The sequence below is a fragment of the Bacillus sp. FSL K6-1006 genome (assembly GCF_038593175.1).
GTDB classification, from domain to species: Bacteria; Bacillota; Bacilli; order Bacillales; family Bacillaceae; genus Bacillus; species Bacillus safensis.
In genome coordinates this window covers 2,528,342-2,552,777 of record NZ_CP151970.1, presented here as the reverse complement: position 1 = coordinate 2,552,777, position 24,436 = coordinate 2,528,342, and the positions used below count along the sequence as shown (strand labels likewise).

Here is a 24,436-nt window from a genome sequence, read left to right as displayed (position 1 = left end):
GGTCTTTTTATTTTTGCCAAAAAAGGAGAGTGAGAATATGGTGAGGCTTAGAAAGGACTATGACACTAGACGAAACTCGAAATACGCAGAGCAGCTGCGAGAGGATATGCAGTCTATAGAAAATCATTTGAATCAGAATGAAGATGATTTGAAACGACATAAAACAAGCGATATTGCTCATACATCTAATCAAATCAAACACGGATTGTATTCAGTTGCGAATCGAATAGACAACATATGGTCAAGAATAATCAATCTAGTATTAAATCACGATGGAAAAGACGTAAAAGAAGTCGTTGATATTCGTGTCGCTAGGGATGCCTCCATTCATCCCACCGCAAAAGATCGTCTTGACTATGATTTCCAAATACTTGAGCAAGAAATTGAAGATTCTGCAGTTTCTCTCAATCTCAAAAAATTCATCAAGAAATACGGGAGTTTTACATCTGGATTTAAGGCTGCACTAAGTCTTGCGAAATTATATCCTGTGCATATTGTCGTGCCTCCCGGTAATTACAAGCTGACGGAGACGGCCCGTATATATAAAAACACTCACTTGACCTTACAGGCTGGTGCCGTTATAAGGCGCGGATTTGTAGGATCAATGCTTGTAAATGGTGACAAAGACGATCAAACCAAAGGCTATGAGGGACATGGAAATTTGCTGATTGACGGTCAGGGAATGTTTGATAGCGCTGGTGATGAATATAAGGAACAGTGTTCTGTTTTAGGATTTGCTCACGCAGATGGAATAGTTATCAAAGGTATTCACATACGTGATGTTTGTGGAGGGCACGGTTTAGATTGTGCTGGTAACAAAAACGTGTTAATTGATGATGTCAAATTCTCAGGATATGCAGATTATAAGGGAGATAGGTGGTTTTCAGCAGCTATTCAATTGGACCTTATGAGATCGTCTGAAAACTTTGGGGCGTTTGGTAGCTATGACAATACCCCTTCTGAAAATATAATTGTTCAAAGGTGCCATTTCAGTAAATCAGATAAGCTAGGCGGCTATGCACGAGCAATGGACTCGCATACTAGCACAGATGGTTTTTGGTACAAAAATATCAAGTTTTTATTCAACGTTGTGGAAGATACAACTGAATGGGCTGTTTCAGGAAACAAGTGGGAAGATGTATTGATTGAAGGGAACACATTTTTAAATTGTGCATCTGGTGTAAGGTTGCTTCTTCCGGCCGTTACATCAAAATATACGCAAGATAAGAATGGGAATCCTACAAATCGAGTCAATAAAGTGAGAAGGCACATTGTTTCAAAAAATACTTTTATTAACGTAAAAGACCGCCACGCCGTACAAGTTTATGGACGTAAAGGTTATCAAACAATCGAAGATGTGAAAATTAATGGAAACTTTATAGATGGCGTTAAAGTAAAGCATGCTATTCATCTATCTGACGTAGTTGGCTTCACTGTTTCAGACAATGAGTTTAATAATGTAGGACATCATGGGGTTTTACTGACTCGTTGTAAGAATGGACAAGTTGATCTAAGTATCGGGAAAAATATTGAAGGGAACGGTATTCGAGTGGAGTTTGGATGCGAAAACGTCAGCATCAACCGAACTCGACTAGATGAAGTAGGTTATTCAGGAATATCAGTTTCTGGAGACTCAAAAAACATTGATGTTGATGGAGCTAATATCAACAATGCGGGAAAGCGCACTTCCTCTTCAAATCCATATTATGGGGTCATCTTTATGGATGGTGTAGAAGATTCTTCGGTTAAATTTGTGACTGTCAAAGGGAAGAAATGTCGATATGCGATGTATTTAACCAGTAAATGCTCACGCATTCAGCATTTCGGCAATCGGCTAAAAGGAGCCGGCGCAGAAGGTTCTTTGAAAGACAACAGCGTTGATCCTATTAAATCATTTGAAAATGTAACATGAGAGAGGTGATAACATGATTCGCAAAAATGGTCCACTTGATTTTGATGTAAACGCGTATACCAGTTCAAGCGTATCAACCAGCATAAATTTTTGGACGCAGGACCGTCAGACAGCGCGGCTAGTATTTAAACTTTCGAAAGATGGCGTGCCGTTACCTCTTGCAGCTGTCACGGGGAAACTTGTATTAGTTATGTCAGATGGCAGCCGATTCATTCGAGACGTAAACATTATTGATCGTGTGGAAGGTCAAGCGGAATACATCTTGTCTGATCAAGAGATCAAGCATTATGGAAATGTACAAGCTGAGCTGAATTTGTACTATACAAATGATCAATCTATGTCCGTACATCAATTCTCTTTCCATATATCTAAGTCTCTTATAGATCAAGACATTGTGCCGATCACTGAGTATTATGTGGACGAGTTCGAGGCTTTAAGAGCGAAGATAAACGAGCTGTACGATGAAGCGATCCTAACGATTGATGAACTGAGTGCCAAGTTTGAGGACTTGGAAAAGATCGAAACAAAACAGGGCGCGCAGACTAAAGCAGATGCAGCATTTGCAGCAGCTAAAAAATACACGGATGCTCACGCGGAAACACCTGCAGGTGCAAAAGATAAAGTAGCGGCGGCACTGGAAGAGGCAAAAGAATACGTTGATCCGCACCTTCAAAATAAAAAGATTCACGTAACAGAATCAGAGAAAAGCAGTTGGAACAAGAGCCAGCTTTATAGGCTTACGCCTAATGATGGTAAAGTTGCAAGGATTCCGAATGGTACCGACATATTTACCCTACCTACAGGTCCTTACATGGGGGCCCAGCTCCTAAATGCTCCAGTAGAAAATGATACAAGCTTTTATTACGTCAATGTGTTGGAGACGGCCTATGAACAAAATGAAGTAGTTTATAAGTGTATTATCGCTACAAGGTCTTTTGATAACATAACTTGGATCGGTACATTTCATGCCCAAGGTTTCAAAGGATGGGATCGAGTGTTATCCGAAAAAGACTTAAACAGCAGCTGGAATCAAGTAACGTTAGTCGCTGGAACAACAATAAAACAATTTGCTGGAAATCCACTTAAATTTTCAATTCGTCAAAATGAATTACTACTTCGGGGATCGTTTGAGGGAGTTCCGGCGAATGATGCAGTCATTGCCCGTTTTACTCAAAAACCGGCATCAAAAGCTGTGTTTCTCGGTGCAACGGTAGGTTCTTATGGGTCAGCTAGATTTACATTAGAGAAAGATGGTTCTTTACGCTTTGATGGGATGTCCGCTAACGATATTTCTTTTGTAAGCAGGTTTGAAATAAATGAATGTATTCCGTTGTGGTAGGAGGGAAGGGACATGCACATATATTATTATGACGAAAATTTTATGTATACAGGCGAAGATGTAATAAGCGAGTACGACGAGCTACCGAAGAACGCTACGGACGTACGACCCAAAGAGGATTTATATCTTCCTGAATATGATGCGGACAAGAGAGTGTGGTTTGAATCAGCATCCGAAGATTATATAGAGAGCATGCAGCCGAAACCGCCTTTACCTAATGATATAACCACTCTTAAAAAACAGGCGGCTTTACTCACATTGCAAGTTACGCAGCTGCAGAGAGGCGGGGCATCATGATTTATCCAACAGCGGCCGACATAAAAATATTTTGGAATTGGGGCGTTTACACGCCCGCAATTATGAGGGAATATGTTTCGTTGAAAGTTATCACTAAAACAGAATTTGAAGAGATCACAGGTTTGAAGTTTGACAAGCCTGCTGTCTCAGTGGATTTAGGAACCACAGCATCTTAACAGGTGCTTTTTATTTTGCCTTCGAAAGGAGGTGATTAAAGAAATGGAGGAAACGATAGTGTTTATTAACTTTGAAACTTTAGATTTAGCGAAGACTTATTTATTTGGCGGAGTGAAATTTTTGGACTTGCTCTTGCTGCTAAGTGTTATTGACGTTTTGACGGGTATCATCAAAGCATGGAAATTTGGGAAGCTGCGAAGCCGTACAGCATGGTTCGGTTACGTGCGTAAAATGCTTAGTTTTGTTGTTGTGATTGTGGCTAACATTATTGATCAGATCATGGGATTAAACGGAGTGCTAACCTTTGGTACAGTGCTTTTTTATATCGCAAACGAAGGGCTTTCCATCGTGGAAAACCTTGCACAGATCGGCGTGAAAATCCCAGCTTCCATCACAGACCGTCTTCACGTCATTGAAAACGATAGCCAAAAAGAAGAAGAGGAAAAGAAAGCTGCTGAGTAATCGGCGGCTTTTTTCTATATAAAAACAAATGAATGGAGAGATTGAATATGACAAAGAAAATTATGCTTGATCCGGGACACGGCGGGCACGATCCCGGCGCAGTAGCAAACGGGTTGAAAGAAAAAGACCTTGTACTCACTATCTCAAAGAAAACAAAAGCGATTCTTGAAAAGGTTTATGGGGCATCAGTTAAGCTCACACGATCAACTGATGTTTATATTGATCTGTCTCAAAGGGCTAGGCTTGCAAATAATTGGGGCGCTGATTATTTTGTTTCAATCCATATCAATGCAGCTGGTGGCACAGGATTTGAGTCGTTTCGTTACGACAAGTTATCTGCATCATCCAGCACTGGCAAGCAGCAAAAAACCGTGCATGATTTCATTTATAACAAGATCAAAGCAAAAACATCAGACCGCGGGAAAAAGTCTAAAAATCTTGCGGTGTTAAGAGAAACAAAAATGCCAGCATTATTGACAGAGAACCTTTTCATTGACCGCAAAGAAGATGCTGCGCTGCTCAAACAAGAATCTTTCCTTGATTTGTTGGCCGAGGGACACGCAGAAGGGATCGCGGCGGCTGTCGGTTTAAAAAAGGTGTCATCATCATCTAAACCAAGCCCTAAAAAAGAAGCGATACCAAAGGGCGTTAAAATGGCCGTGGTGAAGCCGAATGCCGACGGATGGCTATGGGTCTATGATAAGCCGGAGTGGACAGCAAAGCACAAAAAAGTAAAGCCGGGTGAAGCATTTACGATTGATAAGACCGTTACGGTCAACGGGGCAAAAATGTATAAGCTTAAATCAGGTCTTTATATCACAGCTGCCACAAAATATGTTCAGGTAAAACAAAAGTAAAATGAAAAAGCCCTTCCTTTATATTGGAGGGGCTTTTTTTGTTTGTCTTTATTCAGTTCGATGCTTCATTTTATTGATCGTCCTAAAAGATGCTTCAACGCCAATGAAAACGACAAAGAAAATTATAATCCAACTAACTAAGTCTGCCCAAATATTGGACATGTTAATAACACCAAATTTACTTAATCCCGATTGAATTACAAAGGAGATTAAAGCAGTTATAAACACAGACAGAAACCAATTTGTTTTTTTCAATTAAACCACTTCCTTTCAAAAATTAAAGGAATTTGCAAACATACTTGGTTGTTTTATTTTCATTCTTGTAACGTTTGCAAAATTCATGGCCGCCCATATCTAAAAGCTTTTTACCTAACCATGCTAGACCTGCGCCAGCCAATACTTTGGCCGCCCATATCACTAGCGGAGCAACCATAGTTGTAATTTCGCCTTTTTTCTGTGCAACTAATTGATCTTGATACACTTTTTCAGCATCAGTTCCGGCCAATGATTCTAAATGATTTTTGATCTCTAATGAAATATCCTTTGGTAAACCAACATTGATCACTTTGGATTCATCAAAGGAAAAAGTTTTATCTACTTCATTGTATGTAGAAGCTTCAAAAATAGCCTGTGCAATTCTTTGTTGTTTTTGAGGGTCCCATTGTTCTTTGGCTGATGCCTGCCCAAAAGCAGAAGTGATTCCAAGAGTCACAATAAGTGTTAATACAAGTGTAAGTTTTACATTTAGCTTGCGCAATAAACCGTTCATACTAAACATCCTCCCCCTAAAAGTATTGTCCTACACCCGTATGGTAACAATTAACAGGCTTTATTTTCCATGCTTTTTATAAAAATGGTAAAAATAGACTAAATGAAAATACCGCCGTTTGTGACGAAATTGTGAAATGTTCTTATTTAAACCGCCATTCCTTCTTCTCCTTATCCCATTCAAGTTCATTTCTTGATATAAGGTTCTTAACCGCCTTACGGATTGCTGGCTCATCTTTCCCCGTTTTCCGTTTAAGTTCATCCATTGAAGGGTTCTTGCGAAATCGACTCATATTGTAGATTATTCGATAAAGCTTCCTTTCAAGATCTGTCATGGTGTACCCTCCTACAATGAGAATATACGTTCGATTATAAGTGTAAATAAAAAACCCTTCAAGTCGAAGGGTCATTTTAAAGAAGATACTTTATCAGTGATTATCATATGTTCTCCTGAACGTTCGTATGAGAATTTAGCTAATGTTTCATCTTCATCTATATAAGGAACTTTCCAAAATACAGCGATTTGGTTAATCGTGTTATTGTCAGTTCCAATTTTTGAAGCTAAATCATCACTGAACATTTCCACCATGTTATAAGAAGTTTGAGCAGAATTTTTAAAATCAAACGACAGGTAAACAAGAGCGATTAGTTTGTTGTCTTGGTCAGTACTCATATCTTGATTAATTTCGATCTTTTCAATTGAGGCAGACTTGTAATTATCCTCTACAATAGATTCAATTTCATATTCCGCCTCACTTTTCAAAGTAGACAGTTCTTCATCCTTCTTATTAGTAACTTCTGCAGCATTGTCTTTCTTACTTTTTTGTTTAACTTTTGAGGAGTTCTTAATTTTAAAATTAATTTCTGCAGTAGCTACGCGATCATTATCACCGCTAACATTAGAACCCGCAAGATTAGCTCCATCTTTTCCAAAAATCTCTCTAACATGGTCAGGTTGAAGATTTTCGGGTGACGTTTCTACATAAGCAATATACTTCCCTCCTTCAAACTCCTCGCCTTCTTCATTAGAAAATTCATAATCAAACATTCCACCTTCTTGAACATTTACATCAGTAGAGAAGTCATAATAATAGGTTGAACATTTCGGACATTTTAGATCAATTGATAATGCTGTATCTTTAGGTAAATTGCTTTTTCCGCTAATGAAAATTTTTTTATTGCCTTTAATTTTTTTATTCAAGGTGATCTTTACGTTTAATTTTTCTTTATTTTCCATGATTTCTTCTTTTTTACTATAATTACTGGTGGATGTATTTTCTGCTTTGCCACAAGCAGTTAAGAATAAGGTACATAAAATCATAAAAAGAAAAGTTTTAATAAGATTCAATACAGACCCTCCAAAACAAATATTTTCCAAACAAGTCTACCATATTATTGAATTGGAAAGAGGGGAAATAATGTTTTTCAAATTAAGAATATTACGTAATTGAAGGTCGGGATGTTATAATTTAGTAAGAACAATTCACAATTGGGGTGTGTTATATGCCTTTCCAAAAAGAATCAGTTGACGAAATCATTAAATATGACGATTACCCTTATAAGGTATATACAAGGGTTTCGACAGACCGTGACGAGCAAATAAGTTCTAAGGAAAACCAAATTGATGTTTGTCGATATTGGATCGAGCAACACAATTACGAATGGGATGACCGTTCTGTTTTGTTAGATGATGGTATCAGCGGAACCGTCCTTGAAGATAGGGCAGCAATGAAATACATTTTTTCATTGGCGGAAAAGAAAGAAATAAAAATGGTGATTTTTAAGTCCATCACACGTCTTGCCCGTGATTTAAAAGATGCGTTATACATCAGAGAGATTCTAGTGTCTAATGGGGTTCGTGTCGTTACACTCGAAGAAGATTATGACTCCCTTTACGAGAGTAAGGCGTCAATGAAATTTGAAATGTCTGCTCTGTTTGCTGAGCAGTTACCTAAGTCTATGTCAGTAAATATAAGTGGTGTACTTGCAGCAAAAGCACGCCGTGGGGAGCACTCTGGGCGTGTACCATATGGATATACGAAAGATGGTAAACACCTTGTAATTAACGAAAGTGAAGCTCAAGTAATTAGGATGATTTTCCACCTTTATAACAACGAGGGGCTAGGTCAGAAAAGAGTTACATATGCATTGCAAGAAAAGTGCAAAATTGGTGAAATACCTCCTCCTAGAACAACAAGAAATTGGCAGCTTACAACAGTTCAAACCATATTAAAAAACCCAATTTATTGTGGCGTGCACATTGCTAATAGACATACCACGATCAAAGTTGATGGTAGAAAAAAATTTATAAGAAATCCACCTGAAAAATGGAACATTTATGAAGACTTTTGCCCGCCGATTGTCTCAAGAGAAGAGTGGGAGAAAGCAAATAATAAACCAACAGTTAATAAAAAAACTAAATTCACACCGTGGAATGAGCTTAGACAGTTGCTTATTTGCGGGAAATGCGGATCTAATATGGTCATTATTCAAACCAGCAGAGCTAAAAAGAACGGAGAGAAAACATATTGGAAATATGTTAAATGCAGTAATTACAGGAGATCTGGTCCCGAAGGCTGTGTGAACCATGTTCCCATCACTTATGAAGAGGTCCGAGATTTAGTTATTGAAAATCTCATTGAATTCTCTAGGGATATATCACATGACTACAAAAAAAATGCATTTGAGCAAAAAGAAAAACAAATAAAGTCTATAAAAGCAGAGTTGAAATCTCTAGAAGCGAAAAATAAAAGGTTGCTTGAACTTTATTTAGAAGATCAAATGATTACCAAATCAGAATTTCAAATGAAGAGAAATGACATTCAAGCTAAAATTGTTAAGTTTGAACAGAGTTTATTTTCCTTACAGCAGGTTCATGATGAGAAAAGTTCAATGATGGAAATGCAGGCGGTTCTACGAGAGCTTGAAGACAAAGAGAACGATTTGAAGCATGTGTTTGATAAGCTTATTGATCATATTGTTATCCATCCAAACGGGAAAATGAATTTTCATTATAGATTTAAATGATCCTGTAAGTTATACTCATTTGTAAAAGGTATGCATAACAAATGCCATGCAAAAGCTAGGAGTCAAAGGCCGTTCACAGGCTGTAGTCGAGCTTCTGCGTATGGGTGAGCTAGAGCTCTAAAGTCAGCCGGTTTTCCTTCCATATCGGGAAGGAACCGGTTATTTCTATATGGGTTTCCATGAGTCTCTTCTTGCATTTTCTTTGAAAAACGAGGAAAATAGACATGTACGTTTTAATCAAAGTGAGATGCTATAGTGAGGTATCAATAAAATGGAAACGAATGAGTCAGGCCATGTTGCAGAGATTGAAAAATCATTGCGTCACATTGCCGCAATTATTAAGCAAAAAGGCAGAGAAATCCTGAATCAATATACGATTACACCTCCACAATTCATTGGGCTTCAGTGGCTTTATGAATTCGGAGATATGACCATAGGCGAGCTGTCACAAAAGATGTATTTGGCTTGCAGCACAACCACTGATTTAATTGATAGAATGGAAAAAAGTGAACTTGTCGAACGGGTGAAAGATCCATCTGACCGCCGCGTGGTTCGCATTCATTTATTGCCTGAAGGCGAGCGGATCATTCAAGAAGTGATTGCTAAACGCCAAGAATACGTCAGTGAACTTCTAGGGGCTTTCTCAGAAGAAGAAGCCATCGTTTTCAACCAATCCTTAACGAAACTACAGCAGCAAATGAAAAGAAAATGAGGCGATTTTGTTGGATCAACCAATCGGCGTCATTGATTCCGGCGTCGGCGGTTTAACCGTTGCAAAGGAAATCATGAGACAACTGCCAAAAGAAAAAATCATTTATGTAGGCGATACAAAACGATGTCCATATGGCCCGCGGAAAGAAGAAGAAGTTCTTCAATATACGTGGGAAATGGCACACTACTTACTAAAACACCACCATATTAAAATGCTCGTCATTGCATGCAATACAGCAACGGCGATCGCACTGGATGAAATTAAAGCAACGCTTGATATTCCGGTTATTGGCGTCATTCAGCCTGGTGCCCGTACAGCGATCAAGGTGACAAACAACCAGCATATTGGCGTTATTGGCACAATCAATACGATCAAAAGCGAGGCATACAAAGAAGCGCTGCTGTCCCTAAAAGCAGGTCTAACGGTTCAAAGTCTGGCGTGTCCGCTCCTTGTCCCATTTGTGGAAAGCGGTACGTTTTTAGATCAGACAGCAGAGGCAGTGGTGAAAGATTCCCTTGAACCGATGAAAGAAACAGGAATTGACACTCTTATTCTTGGCTGCACACACTATCCGATTTTAAAAGAGCCGATTCAGCGCTTTATGGGCAGTGATGTCAGCATTATTTCATCAGGAGATGAGACAGCGAGAGAAGCAAGTACGATTCTTTCATATAAAGGGCTGTTAAATACCTCTAAAGAAACGCCTGTCCATACATTTTACACAACAGGGCAGCAGCAAAATTTTCAAAACATCGCTCGTGACTGGTTTGGCTACCTGCCAGGGAAGGTCGAAACCGTGTCACTTGAACACATCTACCAGCAATAACCCGCTTCTATTTGAAGTGGGTTATTTTTTTATGAAAAGGGTCTAATCCTCTGGGGGAGCTCGTATACATAGTAGTACAAACTACTAGAGGAGGGTGAAGTATGCTGAAAAAAGGATCTACAGCAGCTGTTACGTGTATCGCGTCAGCCATGCTTTTGTCAGGATGCGGATTGTTTCAAACAGACCAAGCGAAAACAGAGATTGATCCACCACAAAACGTCACATATGTGAAAGAAAATAAAGAAGATAAACAAACAGCCAAAGAAGGAAAAGAAGAGAAGCAGGCAGATACGGTCATGAGAGAATTATATTTAATTGATAAAAACGGGTATGTCGTCTCTCAATCCATTCCACTGCCGAAAAATGAAGGAAGTGCCAAACAAACCCTTGAATATCTCGTGGATGGGGGACCTATTTCTAACTTAATGCCGAATGGCTTCAGAGCAGTGCTGCCAGCGGATACGCGCGTATCTGTCGATATTAAAGACGGAACGGCGGTTGTCGATTTTTCAAATGAATTTAAAAACTATAAAAAAGAAGACGAGCAGCGCATTTTGCAATCTGTCACTTGGACGTTAACTCAGTTTGATTCCATAGCCAAAGTCAAATTGAAGATGAATGGACATGAACTAAAAGAAATGCCAGTGAACGGTACACCTATCTCAGATGATTTAAGCAGAGAAGACGGTATTAATATCCAGCACGAGGCTGCTGCTGATATGACAGCGACAAAGCCAGTGACGGTTTACTATTTAGCTGAATCTGATGAACAGACGTACTACGTTCCGGTGACCAAAAGAGCGCCAAAAGACGAGGATGATCCGATTACAGCAGCAATTGATGAGCTCGTTTCTGGGCCAAGCAAAAAAAGCCATCTGCTTACAGACTTTGATCAAGATGTGAAGCTGAATGATGTACCAAAAGTAAAAGATGGCCATGTGACACTTGATTTCAACGAATCTATTTTTGGCAGTGCGGATGAAAAGAAAAAGGTTATTTCACAAAAAGTTCTTGATAGCATTGTGCTCACATTAACCGAGCTGCCGGACGTCAAAAGCGTATCAGTCAAGGTGAACGGCAAGGCTGAGCTTGTGAACGAAAAAGGAGCAGAGCTCACAAAGCCGGTTTCACGACCAGAACAAGTGAATACAGGTAGTTTTTAACGTCACACATTGATATAATGGAGAAAAAGAGGCATGCATATTCGCTGCCTCTTTTTTATTCCAAGCGATTAGAACGAGCTGAGGTTGTCAAAGTTAGTAGGAGAACCCCGCTGGCACTCGCGAGGAATGTATATCGTAACGGAGGTAAAACATGAGATTAGATGAAAGACAATATGACGAATTGAGAAAAATTGAAATAGAGGCAGGCTACATCACGCACCCAGAAGGCTCTGTCTTAATCTCAGCGGGAAATACGAAGGTGATTTGTAACGCATCGATCGAAGACCGCGTACCTCCTTTTTTAAGAGGAGAAGGAAAAGGCTGGATCACAGCAGAATATAGCATGCTTCCAAGAGCAACTGCACAAAGAACGATAAGAGAATCATCTAAAGGAAAAGTCACAGGACGCACTATGGAGATTCAGCGTTTAATTGGACGAGCACTCCGCGCAGTCGTTGACTTAGAAAAGCTTGGCGAACGCACCATTTGGATTGATTGTGATGTCATTCAAGCAGACGGCGGCACTCGCACAGCATCCATCACAGGTGCTTTTGTTGCCATGACACTTGCGATTCAAAAGCTACGAGCTGAAGGAGTCATCAAAGAAAACCCGATTACTGATTATTTAGCGGCGATATCCGTCGGAATTGATTCTCAGCAAGGACTTCTGTTAGATTTAAACTATGAAGAAGATTCGTCTGCTGAAGTAGATATGAATGTCATCATGACAGGCGCTGGTCGCTTTGTTGAACTTCAAGGAACAGGCGAAGAAGCGACATTCTCAAGAGAACAGCTAAACGGACTGCTTGATTTAGCCGAAAAGGGCATCAAAGAATTAATCGAGAAGCAAAAAGCAGTAACAGGAGAAGTCATCGAATAAAGAGAAGGGTTTGATCAGGATGAAAACAGCCATCATTGCAACGCACAATGCGGGCAAAGCGAAAGAATTCAAAGCCATTCTTGAGCCAAAAGGATTCACGGTCAAAACACTAGCAGACATTGGCTTTACTGAAGAAATTGAAGAAACAGGACAAACCTTCGAAGAAAATGTCATCATCAAAGCGGAGGCCATTCAAGCCAAAGCAGGTGAAATGGTCATTGCAGACGATTCCGGTCTGTCGATTGATTATCTGGGCGGAAAACCTGGTGTGTATTCAGCGAGATACGCAGGTGAGCATAAAGACGATGCGGAGAATGTGGAAAAAGTGCTGAGCGAACTTCAAGGCATTGAAAAAGAAGACCGCACAGCCAGATTCAGATGTGCCCTTGCTGTCAGTATACCGGGAAAAGAAACAAAGACGGTAGAAGGATCAGTAGAAGGCTTCATCGCAGAAAAACCAATCGGCGAAAATGGCTTCGGATACGACCCAATTTTCATCGTTAAAGACAAAGACCAGACGATGGCCGAATTATCACCAGAGGAGAAAAACAAGATCAGCCATCGAGCGGTCGCGCTTCAAAAGCTTTCATCACTGCTAGACGCAAATGAATAAGGGGGAATGAAGCCATGAAGATACTCATCATTAGTGACAGTCATGGACTCACAGACGAACTTCAAACCATTGCCAAACGGCATGCGGCTGAAGTTGACATGATGATTCACTGCGGAGATTCAGAACTCGAAACGAACCACCCAGCACTCGAAGGATACAAAGTCGTCAAAGGAAATTGTGACTTTATGGGCGATTTTGAAGAAGAGCTCCTGCTCCCACTTGATGGAGGCGGAAAACTATTTCTCACTCACGGACATCTGCATGGCATCAAACAATCCTTGCTTCAAGTCTACTACCGTGCAGAAGAGCTGGGCGCAGACATTATCTGCTTTGGCCACTCGCACATTCCAGGCAGTGAACTGCTAAGAGGAAAACTGCTCATTAACCCAGGCAGCGTGCACCTGCCAAGAGTGCGAAAAGAGCGCAGCTATGCTATACTGACACTAGATGGAAGCGAAGCAAACGTACAGTTTTTCACGGACGAAGGTCTTGCAATACAAGACCTCGAAAACACTGTCACATTGGAAGGTATTTCATAAGGGTGCAGCATTTGCCCCTTATGAAAAAACTTTCGAAAAACCGTTGACTTTAAAGAACAATAGTAATATAATAAATCTTGTCGCTGAGGTAATACACCACAGCACACTACATAACAACATGTCCCAGTAGCTCAGCAGGATAGAGCAACGGCCTTCTAAGCCGTCGGTCGGGAGTTCGAATCTCTCCTGGGACGTACTATTTTAAAAGCCTGAAACCCTTTCTTATCAAGGGTTTCAGGCTTTTTTGTTCATTGAAACATTAGTTCGCAACTCGCTTCAAAACAGGGTTTTGGGAGCGGATTTATTTTTAAGTATTTCCGTTCCCTGTTTTTGTATCAAAGAAGCTATCAAAATGAGTGGCTGATTTCTGATCAGCTTCTTCAATGACATGAGCGTAAATTGACATAGTTGTATCCATTTTTGTATGCCCTAAACGTGCCTGAATAACTGCGATTTATTTAAATGATTGGATAATTCAGTTCGTAATGTGGGTAGCAATAATAAGGCGGTCTACGTCCAATTTCAGACATTAGCCATGAATGCTCCATATAAACCATAGTAACTTTTTTCATTGAATGATTCACAAGTAATAACTCTACTTTTGGATTAAATTCATATCTCAATCCAATGACCTCCTTATATTAGGAATGTGTGGATTCCCCGCCGTCAACATGCAGCACTTGACCTGTAACAAAACGTGAATCATCAGAAGCAAGATAAACAAATGTTGGTGCGAGTTCAAATGGATGTGCAACTTGTTCCATTGGATTAAATGCTCCATATACACCCACTTGATCTGACGAGAAGCTTGCTGCAATGAGTGGCGTCCAGATTCGACCAGGAGCAACAGCGTTTACACGAATTCCTTGTTTTACAACATTTTTAGCCAAAGCACGTGTCCAACCAACAATTGCACCTTTTGTGGCTGTATAATCAATCATTTGTTGCTCCCCTACATACGTTACGACTGAAGAAGTGCCGATAATAGAACTGCCTGGTTTTAAGTATGGAAGCGCTGCTCTGGTTGTGTAAAAATGTGAGTATATGTTGACTTTAAAGGTGTCATCGAATTGTTCGTCTGTAATGTCAAGAAGGCTTGGTTGTTGAAATTGGATACCAACGTGGTTACATAGAACATCTAGACGCCCGAAGGTTTTTACTGTTTTCTCTACAATGTTGATACATTGCCTTTTATCTCGCAAGTCTCCTGGCATCAATAAACAATGTTGCCCGAGTTCTTCGATTCTTGCTTTTGTTCTATTAGCATCTTCATGTTCATCTAAGTATGCAATCGCAACGTCAGCACTTTCCTTTGCGAAGGCAATGGCTACTGCTGCACCAATACCACTATCCCCTCCTGTAATGAGAGCAACTTTTCCCGCTAACTTACCACTCCCTTTGTAATTTGTATTTTCAATAATTGGAAGTGGTACCATTAAACCTTCTACACCAGGATGACGAAGTTGACGTTGTTCAGGTAAATTAATTGGGATTTCTTCATAGCGTGTGATTTTTCCGTAATTAGGATACATGGGATAAGGTTGAGTTTTCATTTTCTCTAGAAACATCTGTTGCATTTGTTTTATTTGTTGCAACTTACTCTCATCAGAATCTTGTGTCATTGAATTCCCTCCAAACGTACTTATTCCCTTTAAATGTTTATGTTGTTTACTGCTAATCCAAGTATTAATAATGAATAAACTTGTGAAGGAGTTATTTGAAGAGTTTTAGTAAGCTTTTATGAGTAGGTTGGAATTTCAAGGTGTTTGAATACGCATCAGCAATCAAGGCTGGGAAGTAATAAAAGTTGCAGACCAATTTATCGGAAGTCGAAAAATGTATGAAGGCGAAGAAGAGTATTTTACAGGTCCTATTAGGTATCTCAATTTTGTTCATGAGATTTTCAAAGTAGGTAGTCAGACTCCACTCTTTAAATATGTAAAGCTAATTGCCGCAGAATTGGTTTCCCTTTCTCTTATTGGTAAAGAAACTTTTGAAGTTTCCGACCTTTACTTTGAGAAAGACATTTGGTTATTGGCACTATAAGAAATTCAAAGGCGTTGCCTTGTTGCAAGAAATATTCAATCATTCAACACCAGACGTTAGATTACGATATATCGGGATTATACAAGATACAACGGATAAGACAAAGGACAATTTCGGTTTATAGTCCCACATGTACTCATGACAGGTGGATGTTTAAATGTTTCAGTAATTAGTTTAAAAATGAAATTCGACTTTTTATCAGGAAACCCCATATTCCAAGAGAGTAGGCTTGTTGTAATAGGTCATAAATTTAAAGACTTTTTTATAGCAGAGGGTGTTTCGTTCGACAAAATTTGCATTTACTTCAAATTAGGCAATTATGTTCGATAATCATTATGAAATCTGTATAGGAGGAATTAGATTGAAAGAGAAATTTCGCGAATTTTATTTTGATAAAGAAGATAAAAATATTTGGGAAGAGTCAATAATTGTTATTGATACCAACGTTTTATTAAATTTATATAGATACACTAAGGAAACTTCAGATCAAATTCTCGAACTATTAGATAAATATAAAGAAAATTTATGGATGCCACATCACGTAGGATTAGAATATCATTACAATAGAAAATCAGTTATTTTAGAACAGAGAGGATCGAATGAAAAAGTATGTTCAGCTTTTCAACAGATACCTGACAAAATTAGAGACATACTCAATAAAGATCTGTCAAATTTTAAAAAAAGACATAAAGATGACTTAGATTCTTTAGTTTACGAGATTAAAAAAGTAATTGAGGTAAAGGTACATAATTTAAAAAAGATTAGTGAAGAAGATGATCTTTTACAAAGTGATTCGATAAAATCAAAAATCACTGATTTGTATAGTAATAGAGTCGGTGACCCCTATTCTGAAGAAGAATTAATAGATATTATGAAAGAAGCAGACAATAGATTTAATAACGAAATACCACCTGGATATAAGGATGTTAAAAATAAAAAAGGTATTAAATATTATAATGGGGTACAGATACAAAATAAGTATGGTGACTTCATTCTTTGGAAACAGGTATTGGATTATGCTGTCGAAAATAACACAAATATAATTTTCATAACTGATGAAAAAAAAGAAGATTGGTGGTATGAAGCTAAAGGAAGAATTATTGGTCCTAGAGTAGAATTGTTAAATGAATTCTCTAATAAATCAGAGAAAGATTTTTATATGTTTAGCTCTATTGGATTTATAGAAATAAAGGGTGGTTTAGATCAATCAGCTGTTTCAGAGGTTAAGGAAGTAAGTGAAGCGTTTAAAACCAAGTTGTTTGAAGAGAAATACGAAGATGCTATTTTTTATAATATGAAAGGTGAAAAATTTAAAATCCCTTTTTCATTTAAAATGAATGAATTAAGTGAAGAAGATAAGAGTGAATTAATGATTAAATTTTGCAAATTCATAGTAAATAAGCTGCACTATTTTAATGAAAAACCTCTTTACTTCGATGAGTTATTCAATCTACTTAAAAAGAAATTTGGTAGACCATATACTGAAATTATATTAGAAATTCTAATGAACGATATTGAAATTAAATTAATAAATGATGTGTCGGGCCTTATAGTGGATATTGATAGTTTTAGTCGTTATGTCTATAATGAGCTCTTTTAAAAAATAGGAGGATATAAATGAAATTTGATAAAAATTTGATTAGTTGTTTTAATATTTTTAAAAGGATTCAAATTAGTTATGAACCTGATATTCCAGGATTTGATGAGAGTATATGGCATAAAATACTTGGTCATGATTTATTTGTAACTAGAACAGGAGTACTTTTATTGATTCATTTGGAGAATCCAGAAAATGGTGAAGAGTATACATACAGTTTTCCCGATATCATAAAAGTGGAGTTAGCTAATTCCTCTAATAGTCATGAAAAATGGTATCTTTACTCTTTGGATAGGTCAAAATTTAAAGAAGATATTCGCAATGAAGAAATGATTTATCGACTTATTTTTAGTAAATAAAGCATCCTAAGGGGTGCTTTTTCTAACGATATGCTAAAAATCGGGTTATTTAGTCACTTGAACTTAAATAATATGTTGGAGGTTTCCAATGAAAAATTTTCTTCTTGTTTTATTCGTACTTTTAGTTGCTTTATTCGGATGCTCTAATCAAAATGTTACTAAGTTCAATGGAGATAAACTTAAAGAATCATCAAGAGAAGAAAAAATAACTCAAAAGAAACATGACCTCACTAAAGAAGACAAAAAAATTATTAATTTTATTAAAAATAAAGAATATGATCATGTTATTAAAAAGACAAGGGATTTAGAAAATGAATTTAAAAAAGATTATTATTTTATAGCTTCCGCATACAAAAAGTTAGAACAGTTAAAAGGTGCTAAAGTGAGTTTAGATAATTATGATGATTATACTTATGTTGATGCAATGTTAGATAAAGTAAAATACAAAAACAGTCATGCAGATTTAGATTTTCTTCAAACCCAAGAAAATAATAAAAAACACATAGATGCTTTGCAAAATGATAAAGATGACCAAATTCAAGAAAATATTAAGGAAGTGGAAGAAGCAGAAAAGTATTCTGCTATAAGAGAAAGAGCAACTGTGATAGAAGAGAGAACTAATAGTCCTCAAAGTGTTTCTGTTGGTATGTCTAAAGAAGAAGTATTAATTGAAGGATGGGGGAAGCCTGAAAAGATAAACAAAACTCAAACAGCAGATCATACTATGGAGCAGTGGATTTATAAAGGGAATAAGTATTTATATTTTGAGAATGGGATTCTAAGCACTATATCAAATTGAAATAGGTGTATAGAGTTAGTTGAAAGTCCTCGGTATTAAACGTGGGCTTTTTTTGAGATTATTTTCATCAACTCACCATAACGAGAAAATGTCCAGCTCATTTTAAATAAAATGGCTGAACAGCAAGAGGGGCAAAGGATTCAGCGATTCCCTGAGTTAGACACAATAATAGATATGGTTAATTGGTGGATTGTGTGGATTAATAACTATTCTAGTTATATAATGTCTTTAAAAAGAGAATGGGGATTTATGGTGATAAATAAAAAAATAGGCATTGGTCATTTTGTATACAATATTATTATTGCACTCTTAATCATTACATTTACATTAGTATTAGCTTTTGGTAGCGATAAAGATGCCGGAAATCAAGTTAATGTTATGGCTACAGGAATTTCTATAATACTAGCGGTTATAGCTATTTTAATGACTTTAGTAGACGTAGCTGGTCAAAGGCAGTCTATCGTTGATATTAGAGAGACTGCTGAGAAATTAGCTGAGTCACAATCAGTTTCTCAAGATACTATACAGAAATTAAAAGAAACATTAGAAGAATTAATTGATTTTAGACAAGAATTATTAAAATCTGTTTCAGATTACAGAAATGGCACCGAGGAATTAATACAAGGATTATTTAAAAAGGAAGAGCAATCTATAAGCAGAGAAGAATTAGACGAATTATTAATTAAACTTAATAAGAAAACTTCAGATTTAGACACAAAAATTGCTAAAGGTGAATCCATTAGAATTATCCCAGAAAAAGTAATAATTAATGATTTTAAATACTGGGTTAGAAAAAAATACGAAAATAAGGAAAAAATAGACATTATCAGTTTTTTAAATGAAATCAATCGAAACTTTTCTTCTCGAGATTCTCAAGTAATTACTGTGTTCATCAAATATAAACACTTTACATATTACGATACACAAGAAGAAGGTGAATATGTTGACTTAGAAGCGATAAAGAAAGTTGAATATACAGGGACAGGTAGTGGCTTCAAGCCAATTATATAAGTTTTAATAAAATGGCACACTTTTGGCAAAGCATTTTGTCTGAGTGCGGTTATGATGGTATTAGGTGATAAATTGAGAGCGGCTTCCATTGTAGAGGTCGTTTTTCGTTTGACAAATTTCGAAATTCACCGGTAAAAATAAAAGGGGGAGATTTAATGAATGAAGTTATAACCGCTGCAATTATTGCAGGTATTGTTTCTGTTGTTACTGGTATTATAACAATTGTGATTCAAGTAAAAAATGCAAGAAGGACGTCTATTGTGGACACTATAAGTAGTCAAAGAATTGAATGGGTTAATAAAATGAGAGATAATTTTGTGGAAATTAATGACTTGATATTTCTACATATTGTCAAATGGGATTCGTTATTGAGACATTCACAAGAAGAGAAAGAATGGAAGGATGATTTCAACTTCGGTGAGAGTATTGCAACAATAAGGAGATTACAAATTAATATCAGTTTACTAGTCAATCCAACAGAGGAATATGCGAAAAAACTTATTAATGAATTCAATTATGTTCTCTTGTTATTATTAAAAAATGACGAATTTGATAAAGATGTTGCAATGAAACATCAAAAAGAAATAATAATGTTTCAGCAAGTAATCCTAAAATCAGAATGGAGTCGAACTAAGCAAGAAATACAAGATGGAAAAGTTTTGTCAGATAAGGAAGTTAAAGCGATATATACTAAAAAGGCAAAAGATTTAAATTCAAATTAAGTTAGATATATTATTATGCTATAAAACGTTTATCTTTAGCCTCTCTTAAAAGAGAGGCTAAAGATAAACGTTTTATAGAGGGGATAAAGAACATGAATGAAAAAGTCATTAAAGCCGTGTAATGAACCTGGATGTCCTCAACTAACGTGCGAAGGATATTGCCAGCAGCATAGGACATCAAAGCCTTTATATGATCTGTTCCGTGAATCATCGTCACGCCGTGGGTATAACAGCCGATGGCGTAAAGCGCGTGAAGGTGATCTAGCAAAGCATCCTTTGTGTCAGTCTTGTATGTTACAAGGCAAACGGATTGCTGATACAGTAGTGGATCACTTCAAACCACATAAGGGAGATAAAAAATTATTCTGGGATTCTTCTAACTGGCAGCTGCTATGTGTATCCTGTTACGGTAGGAAGACAGCTAAAGAAGATGGAGGGTTTGGAAATGGATTATAAAAAATGCACATGTGATCAATGTGGAACTATCTTTATAATCAAGTTCTGTTCTAGGATTATGAAAATCGGACGTGGCATTAAACGACATCTTCTTGTATGTCCAGGGTGTAAAGCTGAGTACACATCCTACTAAAATATGTTGAAATAAAGCAGAAGTAAAAGAAAAGCCCTTCCGACATGGAGGGGCTTTTCTTAGTTATTCATTACTGGCCAATTCCCATATTTTTTGACCGTCTGCCATATAAACTGCATTTGGTGTATCTTCATAAAGAGAGATCTCAAACAAAGTGTTTCCCTCAATTAACCAAGTATATAAACTGTCTTTTTCATTATTAAGGGGAGGCGATAAAATCTTATTTACTTGAAAGACTGTAGCGTAATATTCTTTATAATTGATGTCATCATCTTCTAGACCGTTATCAGTTTCAAAAAATGTATCAGTTCTACCGATTAGCCTTAATCCATTTTCATATTCCAATTTAAGGTCTCTATTTTTGTATTTTGATAATGTTTTAAATAAAGAATCAGGTTCCATGTCAATCCTCTTTTCTCATATTTAGGATGGTTGTGAAGGCACGATGTGAGCGCCGTTTTTACTATAATGTATAATGCCTCTTGTAGTCTCTTCATACTTATTGGTCTCTGTATTGTAATGCTTTCCTATGACTTGACCAAAATCCACTCTTTCTTTATTTTTTGTTTTTAACATATCACCAGTACCTGCATGTTTATCAAGCAATTTTTGTGCTTTTTTATTATCTCCAAAGAAGATACTCTTTGTTTTACCATTAGCTATCTCCTGTTTATAGTTAGGTGCATCAGGAATATGTTTCTCTTGAGCTCCTGGTTTTACTTTTGCCGGGAAACCATTTACTTCACGATACGGACCTTTTGGTACGGAGTGTTTTCCGAAGGAAGGTGTTTTGACAATCTTCTTGGCTACTTTCTCTCCTTTCATTATTTTAAATATGTATTTTCCAACTTTAGCGATTTTAGCTCCTGGTATCATGTACAAGCTTGATACTAGACGGTCCATGTCAGCGACTTTGTCACCTGTGACAGGGTCTCTCTCTGTGATGACTCGAATGGCATCATTTATTCCTGTAAATTCAACCACTGTATTTAAGATGTTTGAGGTTTGTTTCAAGTCAGAAATCTTTGTGATGCTTTCAATATTCACTTTGTTTTGATCCGATATTCGTAACCGATATAGCATTCCATCTCGAATAACTTCAACTGTTTTGGCATTTGCGAAGTCAATCTTTTCATTTGTATTATATACTTTTCCATTTACGAACACGGCGTTTTGATTGATTTTATTAGACGGTTTCCTATTTAAAATCGTATCTACATTTGATCGCTCTTTATCATTTAGCTTCTTCTGCATGATTGTCATTGGATTTTCTTTAGGGGTGTCTATTTTTTCATTCAATTCGCTGATGTTGCTGCTGATTTTTTCTTCTTTTCCAACTTTGAAAATAGAGCCCTTTTGATAACTGGTAATCTCAATTTTTGGGCTAGTGAACATCGTGCTTAAGGTGTCCAAATATTGTTTCATTGTGTGAAGCGAATTTTTTGTTTCATTTAGAGCACTTGTTTGTTCTCTGTCAAATGCATGAAGTAGTCCAATGGTTTTGGACGTCTCAAGCCAGGCTTTTTGATAGCTTTGTTGAAAAGCAGATTCATCTACATGAGGCAAATGCGCAATATGGCTGACCCTGCTGAGGGCTTGATTCACATCGGATACGATATCAGAAATGGTCCGTTCGGCTTTTTTTAACCCTTGGTCAAGCTCGTGTTCAATGAATGATTGAGAGATAAAACCATTCGGGTTTGATTCAAAAGCATGAAGTGCCTGTTTTGTCTTTTTTAGCGCACCGCTGTATTCTTCAATGACGATCTGAAAGAATTGCAAAAAGGGAATGTGACACTCCGTATAAAAATCTTTTATCGCTTGTCCAGCTTCTCCCTTTAATGCGCCATCTAAAGAGATGATTTGATTGATTTGTTTTTCTAAGGACTTAACATTATGTGATTGCTGCTTCAACTTGGTCAGCGTTTGGTCAATTCCATTCTTCAACTCAATGACATCAAGGGTTTTCATTCCGTTCTCCTTTACTTTCTGTTAGTACTCGAAGCAATTAAGCGTCCACATAAAGAAAGGGAGCTGCATAAACGACAGCTCCCAAGAGGAGGAGTTAATTTTTCTTTTTCCTGTAGTCTTTTACTAAGCTTGAAACAACTAAACCCATCACACTAAAAGCCAGAAGATAAAATAAAACATTTGTTACAGGTGTATCAATTTTCCCTAAGATCATCACAAGGGCAATAATAGAGGCGGGTAAAGTAATTAATAACATTTTGGATGGAGTGCTTTGCTGTGACACTTAATGACCTCCTGATTGATCCATTAAATAGATATTTTAGTTGATTTTAACATATGGAGATTGTGCGAACAACATAAGGGGGATAGCAATCTACTTTAAGAGCGGACAAATGAAACTTACTGCTTTTATGGAAATCATTTCAATTAAACCTTTTGTGTAATAAAATGTATATGATTTATACAAAGGGGTGAGATGGCGGTGCAGCATTTTTTAACGGCAATCGTAGTGGCTATCATTGTGGGGATCATTGTATATGTTGCAGATGATCGTTTAAGCATGTTTCCGTTGATGCTGATTTTAGCGGTTGCGATCTATATCGTAAGCAGGATTAGCGAAGCATTGATTAAGAAATACTCAAAAGAACATAGTTAATAACACAGCCCTCCATTGGAAGGGCGTTTTTTAATTAACCTTCCTAATGAAAAAGGTATTAAAGCGGTAAATATGCAAAAGAGAGAACATTCTTTCTCCCACTAAAAAAAGTAAGGTGTATAAGATCAAAACGGAGAACCAGCTTGTCTTGTGACGGATTTTCTTATCATGCAATGACGAGAAACCCATGAAATCATGGGTTCTTTTATTTCTCTAGTCAAACTAAAATCAAGGTGCCACCAATTCAACTTTCATTCTATCAGGATCTTCAAAATAAGCAGCGTAATGTTTATCGCCGCCTGCGAAGGGGTGTGTATCGGCATAAAGAATTTTAACCCCCATGCTTTTTAACTTTTCAGTCATATCATCTACTTGCTGCCGGGAACTGGCATGAAAAGCCAGGTGGTTTAGACCTGACCTGCGTCTATGATAGGGTATGTCCATAAATCGTTCCTCCGTTTGTACGAGGACGATATAAGTTTCTCCCAATTTCCAACTTCGACCGCTTTCCCAGGTTTGATACGGCTCGTAGCCTAACTCCTCTAAAAACCACCCCCAAAAAATAATCGAATTCTTTAAATTCGAAACATTTAGTTCAATATGATGAATAAGTCCTTTTGACAATAGGTGAGCCCCCCATTTAGAAGATTAATCATTATATGATTTAATGTAACTTAATTCAGATGAATATGGAACTCTATTTAATTGTTTAGCTGTTAATGAATAAATATAAAGAAGAATATGCTGCTTCTCGACAGCTTTCAGCAATTTTAAGGCAAATTTAAGATCGGATTTCATTTCAAATGTATTAAATCTTTGTTACAATAAGACAGCTTTGCGCAAAAGAGACGTTCTAAGGTTCGACATTTTTTTAGCATTTTCTTAAAAATTTTATGGTTTGATATGAAACTCTTTTGATGATCCGTGCGTCTCTATAAGTGTCAAAAGAAAAGAGGTTATCAATATGCTATTCAAAAAGCTATCAGAAAATAAGTCTGTAAAATGGATAGGATATACAAGCTTTTACTTACTTATTTTGCTATTATTGTTCTTTATTTACGGATTCCATACAGCAAATACGGGATCATTCATTTACAACGATTTTTAATTGGAGA

General features: G+C 37.1%; 29 protein-coding genes, 1 tRNA gene and 2 pseudogenes. 24 read left to right on the top strand and 8 right to left on the bottom strand.

What is annotated here, in order from left to right:
* Positions 1-37 precede the first annotated feature (37 nt).
* The 6 genes from NSS65_RS13245 to NSS65_RS13220 are packed head-to-tail and all read left to right on the top strand — an operon-like array spanning position 38 to position 5,044.
* Entirely contained in the window at positions 38-1,912 is a 1,875-nt protein-coding gene (locus tag NSS65_RS13245) for a right-handed parallel beta-helix repeat-containing protein (protein WP_342467280.1), read from the top strand.
* A 13-nt stretch (positions 1,913-1,925) separates the two neighbouring features.
* Complete coding sequence (locus tag NSS65_RS13240) at positions 1,926-3,251, top strand: phage baseplate upper protein (RefSeq protein ID WP_342467279.1); 1,326 nt, start codon at positions 1,926-1,928, stop codon at positions 3,249-3,251.
* Positions 3,252-3,263: 12 nt separating this feature from the next.
* Entirely contained in the window at positions 3,264-3,548 is a 285-nt protein-coding gene (locus NSS65_RS13235) for a hypothetical protein (protein WP_342467278.1), read from the top strand.
* Positions 3,545-3,724, top strand: coding sequence for an XkdX family protein (locus NSS65_RS13230; protein WP_342467277.1), 180 nt, complete (start codon positions 3,545-3,547; stop codon positions 3,722-3,724). The genes NSS65_RS13235 and NSS65_RS13230 overlap by 4 nt, the downstream gene beginning before the upstream one ends.
* A 43-nt stretch (positions 3,725-3,767) precedes the next feature.
* Entirely contained in the window at positions 3,768-4,187 is a 420-nt protein-coding gene (locus tag NSS65_RS13225; RefSeq protein ID WP_342467276.1) for a phage holin family protein, read from the top strand.
* A gap of 47 nt (positions 4,188-4,234) precedes the next feature.
* On the top strand, positions 4,235-5,044 hold the full coding sequence (locus tag NSS65_RS13220) for an N-acetylmuramoyl-L-alanine amidase (RefSeq protein ID WP_342467275.1): 810 nt from the start codon (positions 4,235-4,237) through the stop codon (positions 5,042-5,044).
* A gap of 277 nt (positions 5,045-5,321) precedes the next feature.
* Here the strand turns inward: NSS65_RS13220 and NSS65_RS13215 are convergent, their stop codons facing one another.
* The 3 genes from NSS65_RS13215 to NSS65_RS13205 all read right to left on the bottom strand — a co-directional run bounded on the left by NSS65_RS13215 (position 5,322) and on the right by NSS65_RS13205 (position 7,160).
* Positions 5,322-5,813, bottom strand: coding sequence for a hypothetical protein (locus tag NSS65_RS13215; RefSeq protein ID WP_342467274.1), 492 nt, complete (start codon positions 5,811-5,813; stop codon positions 5,322-5,324).
* Positions 5,814-5,955: 142 nt separating this feature from the next.
* Positions 5,956-6,147 (bottom strand): hypothetical protein, encoded by a 192-nt coding sequence (locus tag NSS65_RS13210; RefSeq protein WP_342467273.1) that lies wholly within the window; start codon positions 6,145-6,147, stop codon positions 5,956-5,958.
* 71 nt (positions 6,148-6,218) lie between these two features.
* Positions 6,219-7,160, bottom strand: a complete 942-nt coding sequence (locus tag NSS65_RS13205; RefSeq protein WP_342467272.1) for a hypothetical protein — start codon at positions 7,158-7,160, stop codon at positions 6,219-6,221.
* Positions 7,161-7,315: 155 nt separating this feature from the next.
* Between NSS65_RS13205 and NSS65_RS13200 the strand changes: the two genes are divergently transcribed.
* The 9 genes and pseudogenes from NSS65_RS13200 to NSS65_RS13160 all read left to right on the top strand — a co-directional run bounded on the left by NSS65_RS13200 (position 7,316) and on the right by NSS65_RS13160 (position 13,766).
* Positions 7,316-8,839 (top strand): recombinase family protein, encoded by a 1,524-nt coding sequence (locus tag NSS65_RS13200; protein WP_047947303.1) that lies wholly within the window; start codon positions 7,316-7,318, stop codon positions 8,837-8,839.
* A gap of 34 nt (positions 8,840-8,873) precedes the next feature.
* A pseudogene (gene gerE, locus NSS65_RS13195) lies at positions 8,874-8,960 on the top strand (spore germination transcription factor GerE); the annotation flags it as partial.
* Between the two features lie 150 nt (positions 8,961-9,110).
* The gene (locus NSS65_RS13190; protein ID WP_024423206.1) at positions 9,111-9,551 is read left to right on the top strand and encodes a MarR family transcriptional regulator; all 441 of its coding nucleotides are present in this window, start codon (positions 9,111-9,113) and stop codon (positions 9,549-9,551) included.
* Between the two features lie 10 nt (positions 9,552-9,561).
* Positions 9,562-10,377 (top strand): glutamate racemase, encoded by an 816-nt coding sequence (gene racE / locus NSS65_RS13185; protein ID WP_024423205.1) that lies wholly within the window; start codon positions 9,562-9,564, stop codon positions 10,375-10,377.
* 101 nt (positions 10,378-10,478) lie between these two features.
* Entirely contained in the window at positions 10,479-11,540 is a 1,062-nt protein-coding gene (locus NSS65_RS13180) for a GerMN domain-containing protein (RefSeq protein ID WP_024423204.1), read from the top strand.
* Between the two features lie 151 nt (positions 11,541-11,691).
* Positions 11,692-12,420, top strand: coding sequence for a ribonuclease PH (gene rph, locus NSS65_RS13175; RefSeq protein ID WP_024427165.1), 729 nt, complete (start codon positions 11,692-11,694; stop codon positions 12,418-12,420).
* 10 nt (positions 12,421-12,430) lie between these two features.
* Positions 12,431-13,033: an XTP/dITP diphosphatase gene (locus tag NSS65_RS13170; RefSeq protein ID WP_326134840.1), complete on the top strand. Its 603-nt coding sequence runs from the start codon at positions 12,431-12,433 to the stop codon at positions 13,031-13,033.
* 14 nt (positions 13,034-13,047) lie between these two features.
* Positions 13,048-13,572, top strand: coding sequence for a metallophosphoesterase (locus NSS65_RS13165; RefSeq protein ID WP_041115066.1), 525 nt, complete (start codon positions 13,048-13,050; stop codon positions 13,570-13,572).
* A gap of 120 nt (positions 13,573-13,692) precedes the next feature.
* Positions 13,693-13,766, top strand: a tRNA-Arg gene (locus NSS65_RS13160).
* A gap of 447 nt (positions 13,767-14,213) precedes the next feature.
* On the opposite strand, the gene NSS65_RS13155 is transcribed toward NSS65_RS13160, so the two are convergent.
* Entirely contained in the window at positions 14,214-15,194 is a 981-nt protein-coding gene (locus tag NSS65_RS13155; RefSeq protein WP_342467271.1) for an SDR family oxidoreductase, read from the bottom strand.
* Positions 15,195-15,486: 292 nt separating this feature from the next.
* Between NSS65_RS13155 and NSS65_RS13150 the strand changes: the two are divergent.
* From NSS65_RS13150 to NSS65_RS13120, 7 genes and pseudogenes are all read left to right on the top strand, one after another.
* Positions 15,487-15,742: pseudogene (locus tag NSS65_RS13150) on the top strand (hypothetical protein); the annotation flags it as partial.
* 237 nt (positions 15,743-15,979) lie between these two features.
* Positions 15,980-17,218 (top strand): PIN-like domain-containing protein, encoded by a 1,239-nt coding sequence (locus tag NSS65_RS13145; protein WP_125587589.1) that lies wholly within the window; start codon positions 15,980-15,982, stop codon positions 17,216-17,218.
* 17 nt (positions 17,219-17,235) lie between these two features.
* Positions 17,236-17,574: a hypothetical protein gene (locus NSS65_RS13140; RefSeq protein ID WP_125587590.1), complete on the top strand. Its 339-nt coding sequence runs from the start codon at positions 17,236-17,238 to the stop codon at positions 17,572-17,574.
* 88 nt (positions 17,575-17,662) lie between these two features.
* Positions 17,663-18,373 (top strand): hypothetical protein, encoded by a 711-nt coding sequence (locus NSS65_RS13135; protein WP_211043141.1) that lies wholly within the window; start codon positions 17,663-17,665, stop codon positions 18,371-18,373.
* A gap of 111 nt (positions 18,374-18,484) precedes the next feature.
* Positions 18,485-19,384, top strand: a complete 900-nt coding sequence (locus NSS65_RS13130; RefSeq protein WP_211043143.1) for a hypothetical protein — start codon at positions 18,485-18,487, stop codon at positions 19,382-19,384.
* A gap of 155 nt (positions 19,385-19,539) precedes the next feature.
* Positions 19,540-20,106 carry a hypothetical protein gene (locus tag NSS65_RS13125; RefSeq protein ID WP_125587593.1) on the top strand — a complete coding sequence of 189 codons (567 nt, stop codon included), beginning with the start codon at positions 19,540-19,542 and terminating at the stop codon, positions 20,104-20,106.
* Positions 20,107-20,202: 96 nt separating this feature from the next.
* On the top strand, positions 20,203-20,562 hold the full coding sequence (locus tag NSS65_RS13120; RefSeq protein ID WP_125587594.1) for an HNH endonuclease: 360 nt from the start codon (positions 20,203-20,205) through the stop codon (positions 20,560-20,562).
* A 196-nt stretch (positions 20,563-20,758) separates the two neighbouring features.
* On the opposite strand, the gene NSS65_RS13115 is transcribed toward NSS65_RS13120, so the two are convergent.
* The 3 genes from NSS65_RS13115 to NSS65_RS13105 all read right to left on the bottom strand — a co-directional run bounded on the left by NSS65_RS13115 (position 20,759) and on the right by NSS65_RS13105 (position 22,949).
* Positions 20,759-21,097 (bottom strand): hypothetical protein, encoded by a 339-nt coding sequence (locus NSS65_RS13115; protein WP_214755497.1) that lies wholly within the window; start codon positions 21,095-21,097, stop codon positions 20,759-20,761.
* 21 nt (positions 21,098-21,118) lie between these two features.
* Positions 21,119-22,666, bottom strand: a complete 1,548-nt coding sequence (locus tag NSS65_RS13110) for a T7SS effector LXG polymorphic toxin (RefSeq protein ID WP_214755498.1) — start codon at positions 22,664-22,666, stop codon at positions 21,119-21,121.
* A gap of 94 nt (positions 22,667-22,760) precedes the next feature.
* The gene (locus NSS65_RS13105; protein WP_214755499.1) at positions 22,761-22,949 is read right to left on the bottom strand and encodes a hypothetical protein; all 189 of its coding nucleotides are present in this window, start codon (positions 22,947-22,949) and stop codon (positions 22,761-22,763) included.
* Positions 22,950-23,141: 192 nt separating this feature from the next.
* Between NSS65_RS13105 and NSS65_RS13100 the strand changes: the two genes are divergently transcribed.
* Positions 23,142-23,321 carry a hypothetical protein gene (locus tag NSS65_RS13100; RefSeq protein WP_214755500.1) on the top strand — a complete coding sequence of 60 codons (180 nt, stop codon included), beginning with the start codon at positions 23,142-23,144 and terminating at the stop codon, positions 23,319-23,321.
* Between the two features lie 228 nt (positions 23,322-23,549).
* On the opposite strand, the gene NSS65_RS13095 is transcribed toward NSS65_RS13100, so the two are convergent.
* Positions 23,550-23,945, bottom strand: coding sequence for a VOC family protein (locus tag NSS65_RS13095; protein WP_214755501.1), 396 nt, complete (start codon positions 23,943-23,945; stop codon positions 23,550-23,552).
* Positions 23,946-24,279: 334 nt separating this feature from the next.
* On the opposite strand from NSS65_RS13095, the gene NSS65_RS13090 reads away from it, so the two are divergent.
* Entirely contained in the window at positions 24,280-24,429 is a 150-nt protein-coding gene (locus NSS65_RS13090; protein WP_024427820.1) for a teichoic acid D-Ala incorporation-associated protein DltX, read from the top strand.
* Positions 24,430-24,436: the final 7 nt, after the last annotated feature.

Bases quoted from the DNA above. Each gene is read 5' to 3' on its own strand.
- NSS65_RS13165 (WP_041115066.1), top strand. From the start codon at position 13,048: ATGAAGATACTCATCATTAGTGACAGTCATGGACTCACAGACGAACTT.
- NSS65_RS13120 (WP_125587594.1), top strand. From the start codon at position 20,203: ATGAAAAAGTCATTAAAGCCGTGTAATGAACCTGGATGTCCTCAACTA.
- NSS65_RS13190 (WP_024423206.1), top strand. From the start codon at position 9,111: ATGGAAACGAATGAGTCAGGCCATGTTGCAGAGATTGAAAAATCATTG.
- NSS65_RS13100 (WP_214755500.1), top strand. From the start codon at position 23,142: ATGGCGGTGCAGCATTTTTTAACGGCAATCGTAGTGGCTATCATTGTG.
- NSS65_RS13225 (WP_342467276.1), top strand. From the start codon at position 3,768: ATGGAGGAAACGATAGTGTTTATTAACTTTGAAACTTTAGATTTAGCG.
- NSS65_RS13245 (WP_342467280.1), top strand. From the start codon at position 38: ATGGTGAGGCTTAGAAAGGACTATGACACTAGACGAAACTCGAAATAC.
- rph (WP_024427165.1), top strand. From the start codon at position 11,692: ATGAGATTAGATGAAAGACAATATGACGAATTGAGAAAAATTGAAATA.
- NSS65_RS13200 (WP_047947303.1), top strand. From the start codon at position 7,316: ATGCCTTTCCAAAAAGAATCAGTTGACGAAATCATTAAATATGACGAT.
- NSS65_RS13110 (WP_214755498.1), bottom strand. From the start codon at position 22,666: ATGAAAACCCTTGATGTCATTGAGTTGAAGAATGGAATTGACCAAACG.
- NSS65_RS13125 (WP_125587593.1), top strand. From the start codon at position 19,540: ATGAATGAAGTTATAACCGCTGCAATTATTGCAGGTATTGTTTCTGTT.
- NSS65_RS13135 (WP_211043141.1), top strand. From the start codon at position 17,663: ATGAAAAATTTTCTTCTTGTTTTATTCGTACTTTTAGTTGCTTTATTC.
- NSS65_RS13240 (WP_342467279.1), top strand. From the start codon at position 1,926: ATGATTCGCAAAAATGGTCCACTTGATTTTGATGTAAACGCGTATACC.
- NSS65_RS13115 (WP_214755497.1), bottom strand. From the start codon at position 21,097: ATGGAACCTGATTCTTTATTTAAAACATTATCAAAATACAAAAATAGA.
- NSS65_RS13210 (WP_342467273.1), bottom strand. From the start codon at position 6,147: ATGACAGATCTTGAAAGGAAGCTTTATCGAATAATCTACAATATGAGT.
- NSS65_RS13215 (WP_342467274.1), bottom strand. From the start codon at position 5,813: ATGAACGGTTTATTGCGCAAGCTAAATGTAAAACTTACACTTGTATTA.
- NSS65_RS13220 (WP_342467275.1), top strand. From the start codon at position 4,235: ATGACAAAGAAAATTATGCTTGATCCGGGACACGGCGGGCACGATCCC.
- NSS65_RS13130 (WP_211043143.1), top strand. From the start codon at position 18,485: ATGGCTGAACAGCAAGAGGGGCAAAGGATTCAGCGATTCCCTGAGTTA.
- NSS65_RS13230 (WP_342467277.1), top strand. From the start codon at position 3,545: ATGATTTATCCAACAGCGGCCGACATAAAAATATTTTGGAATTGGGGC.
- NSS65_RS13235 (WP_342467278.1), top strand. From the start codon at position 3,264: ATGCACATATATTATTATGACGAAAATTTTATGTATACAGGCGAAGAT.
- NSS65_RS13180 (WP_024423204.1), top strand. From the start codon at position 10,479: ATGCTGAAAAAAGGATCTACAGCAGCTGTTACGTGTATCGCGTCAGCC.
- NSS65_RS13140 (WP_125587590.1), top strand. From the start codon at position 17,236: ATGAAATTTGATAAAAATTTGATTAGTTGTTTTAATATTTTTAAAAGG.
- NSS65_RS13155 (WP_342467271.1), bottom strand. From the start codon at position 15,194: ATGACACAAGATTCTGATGAGAGTAAGTTGCAACAAATAAAACAAATG.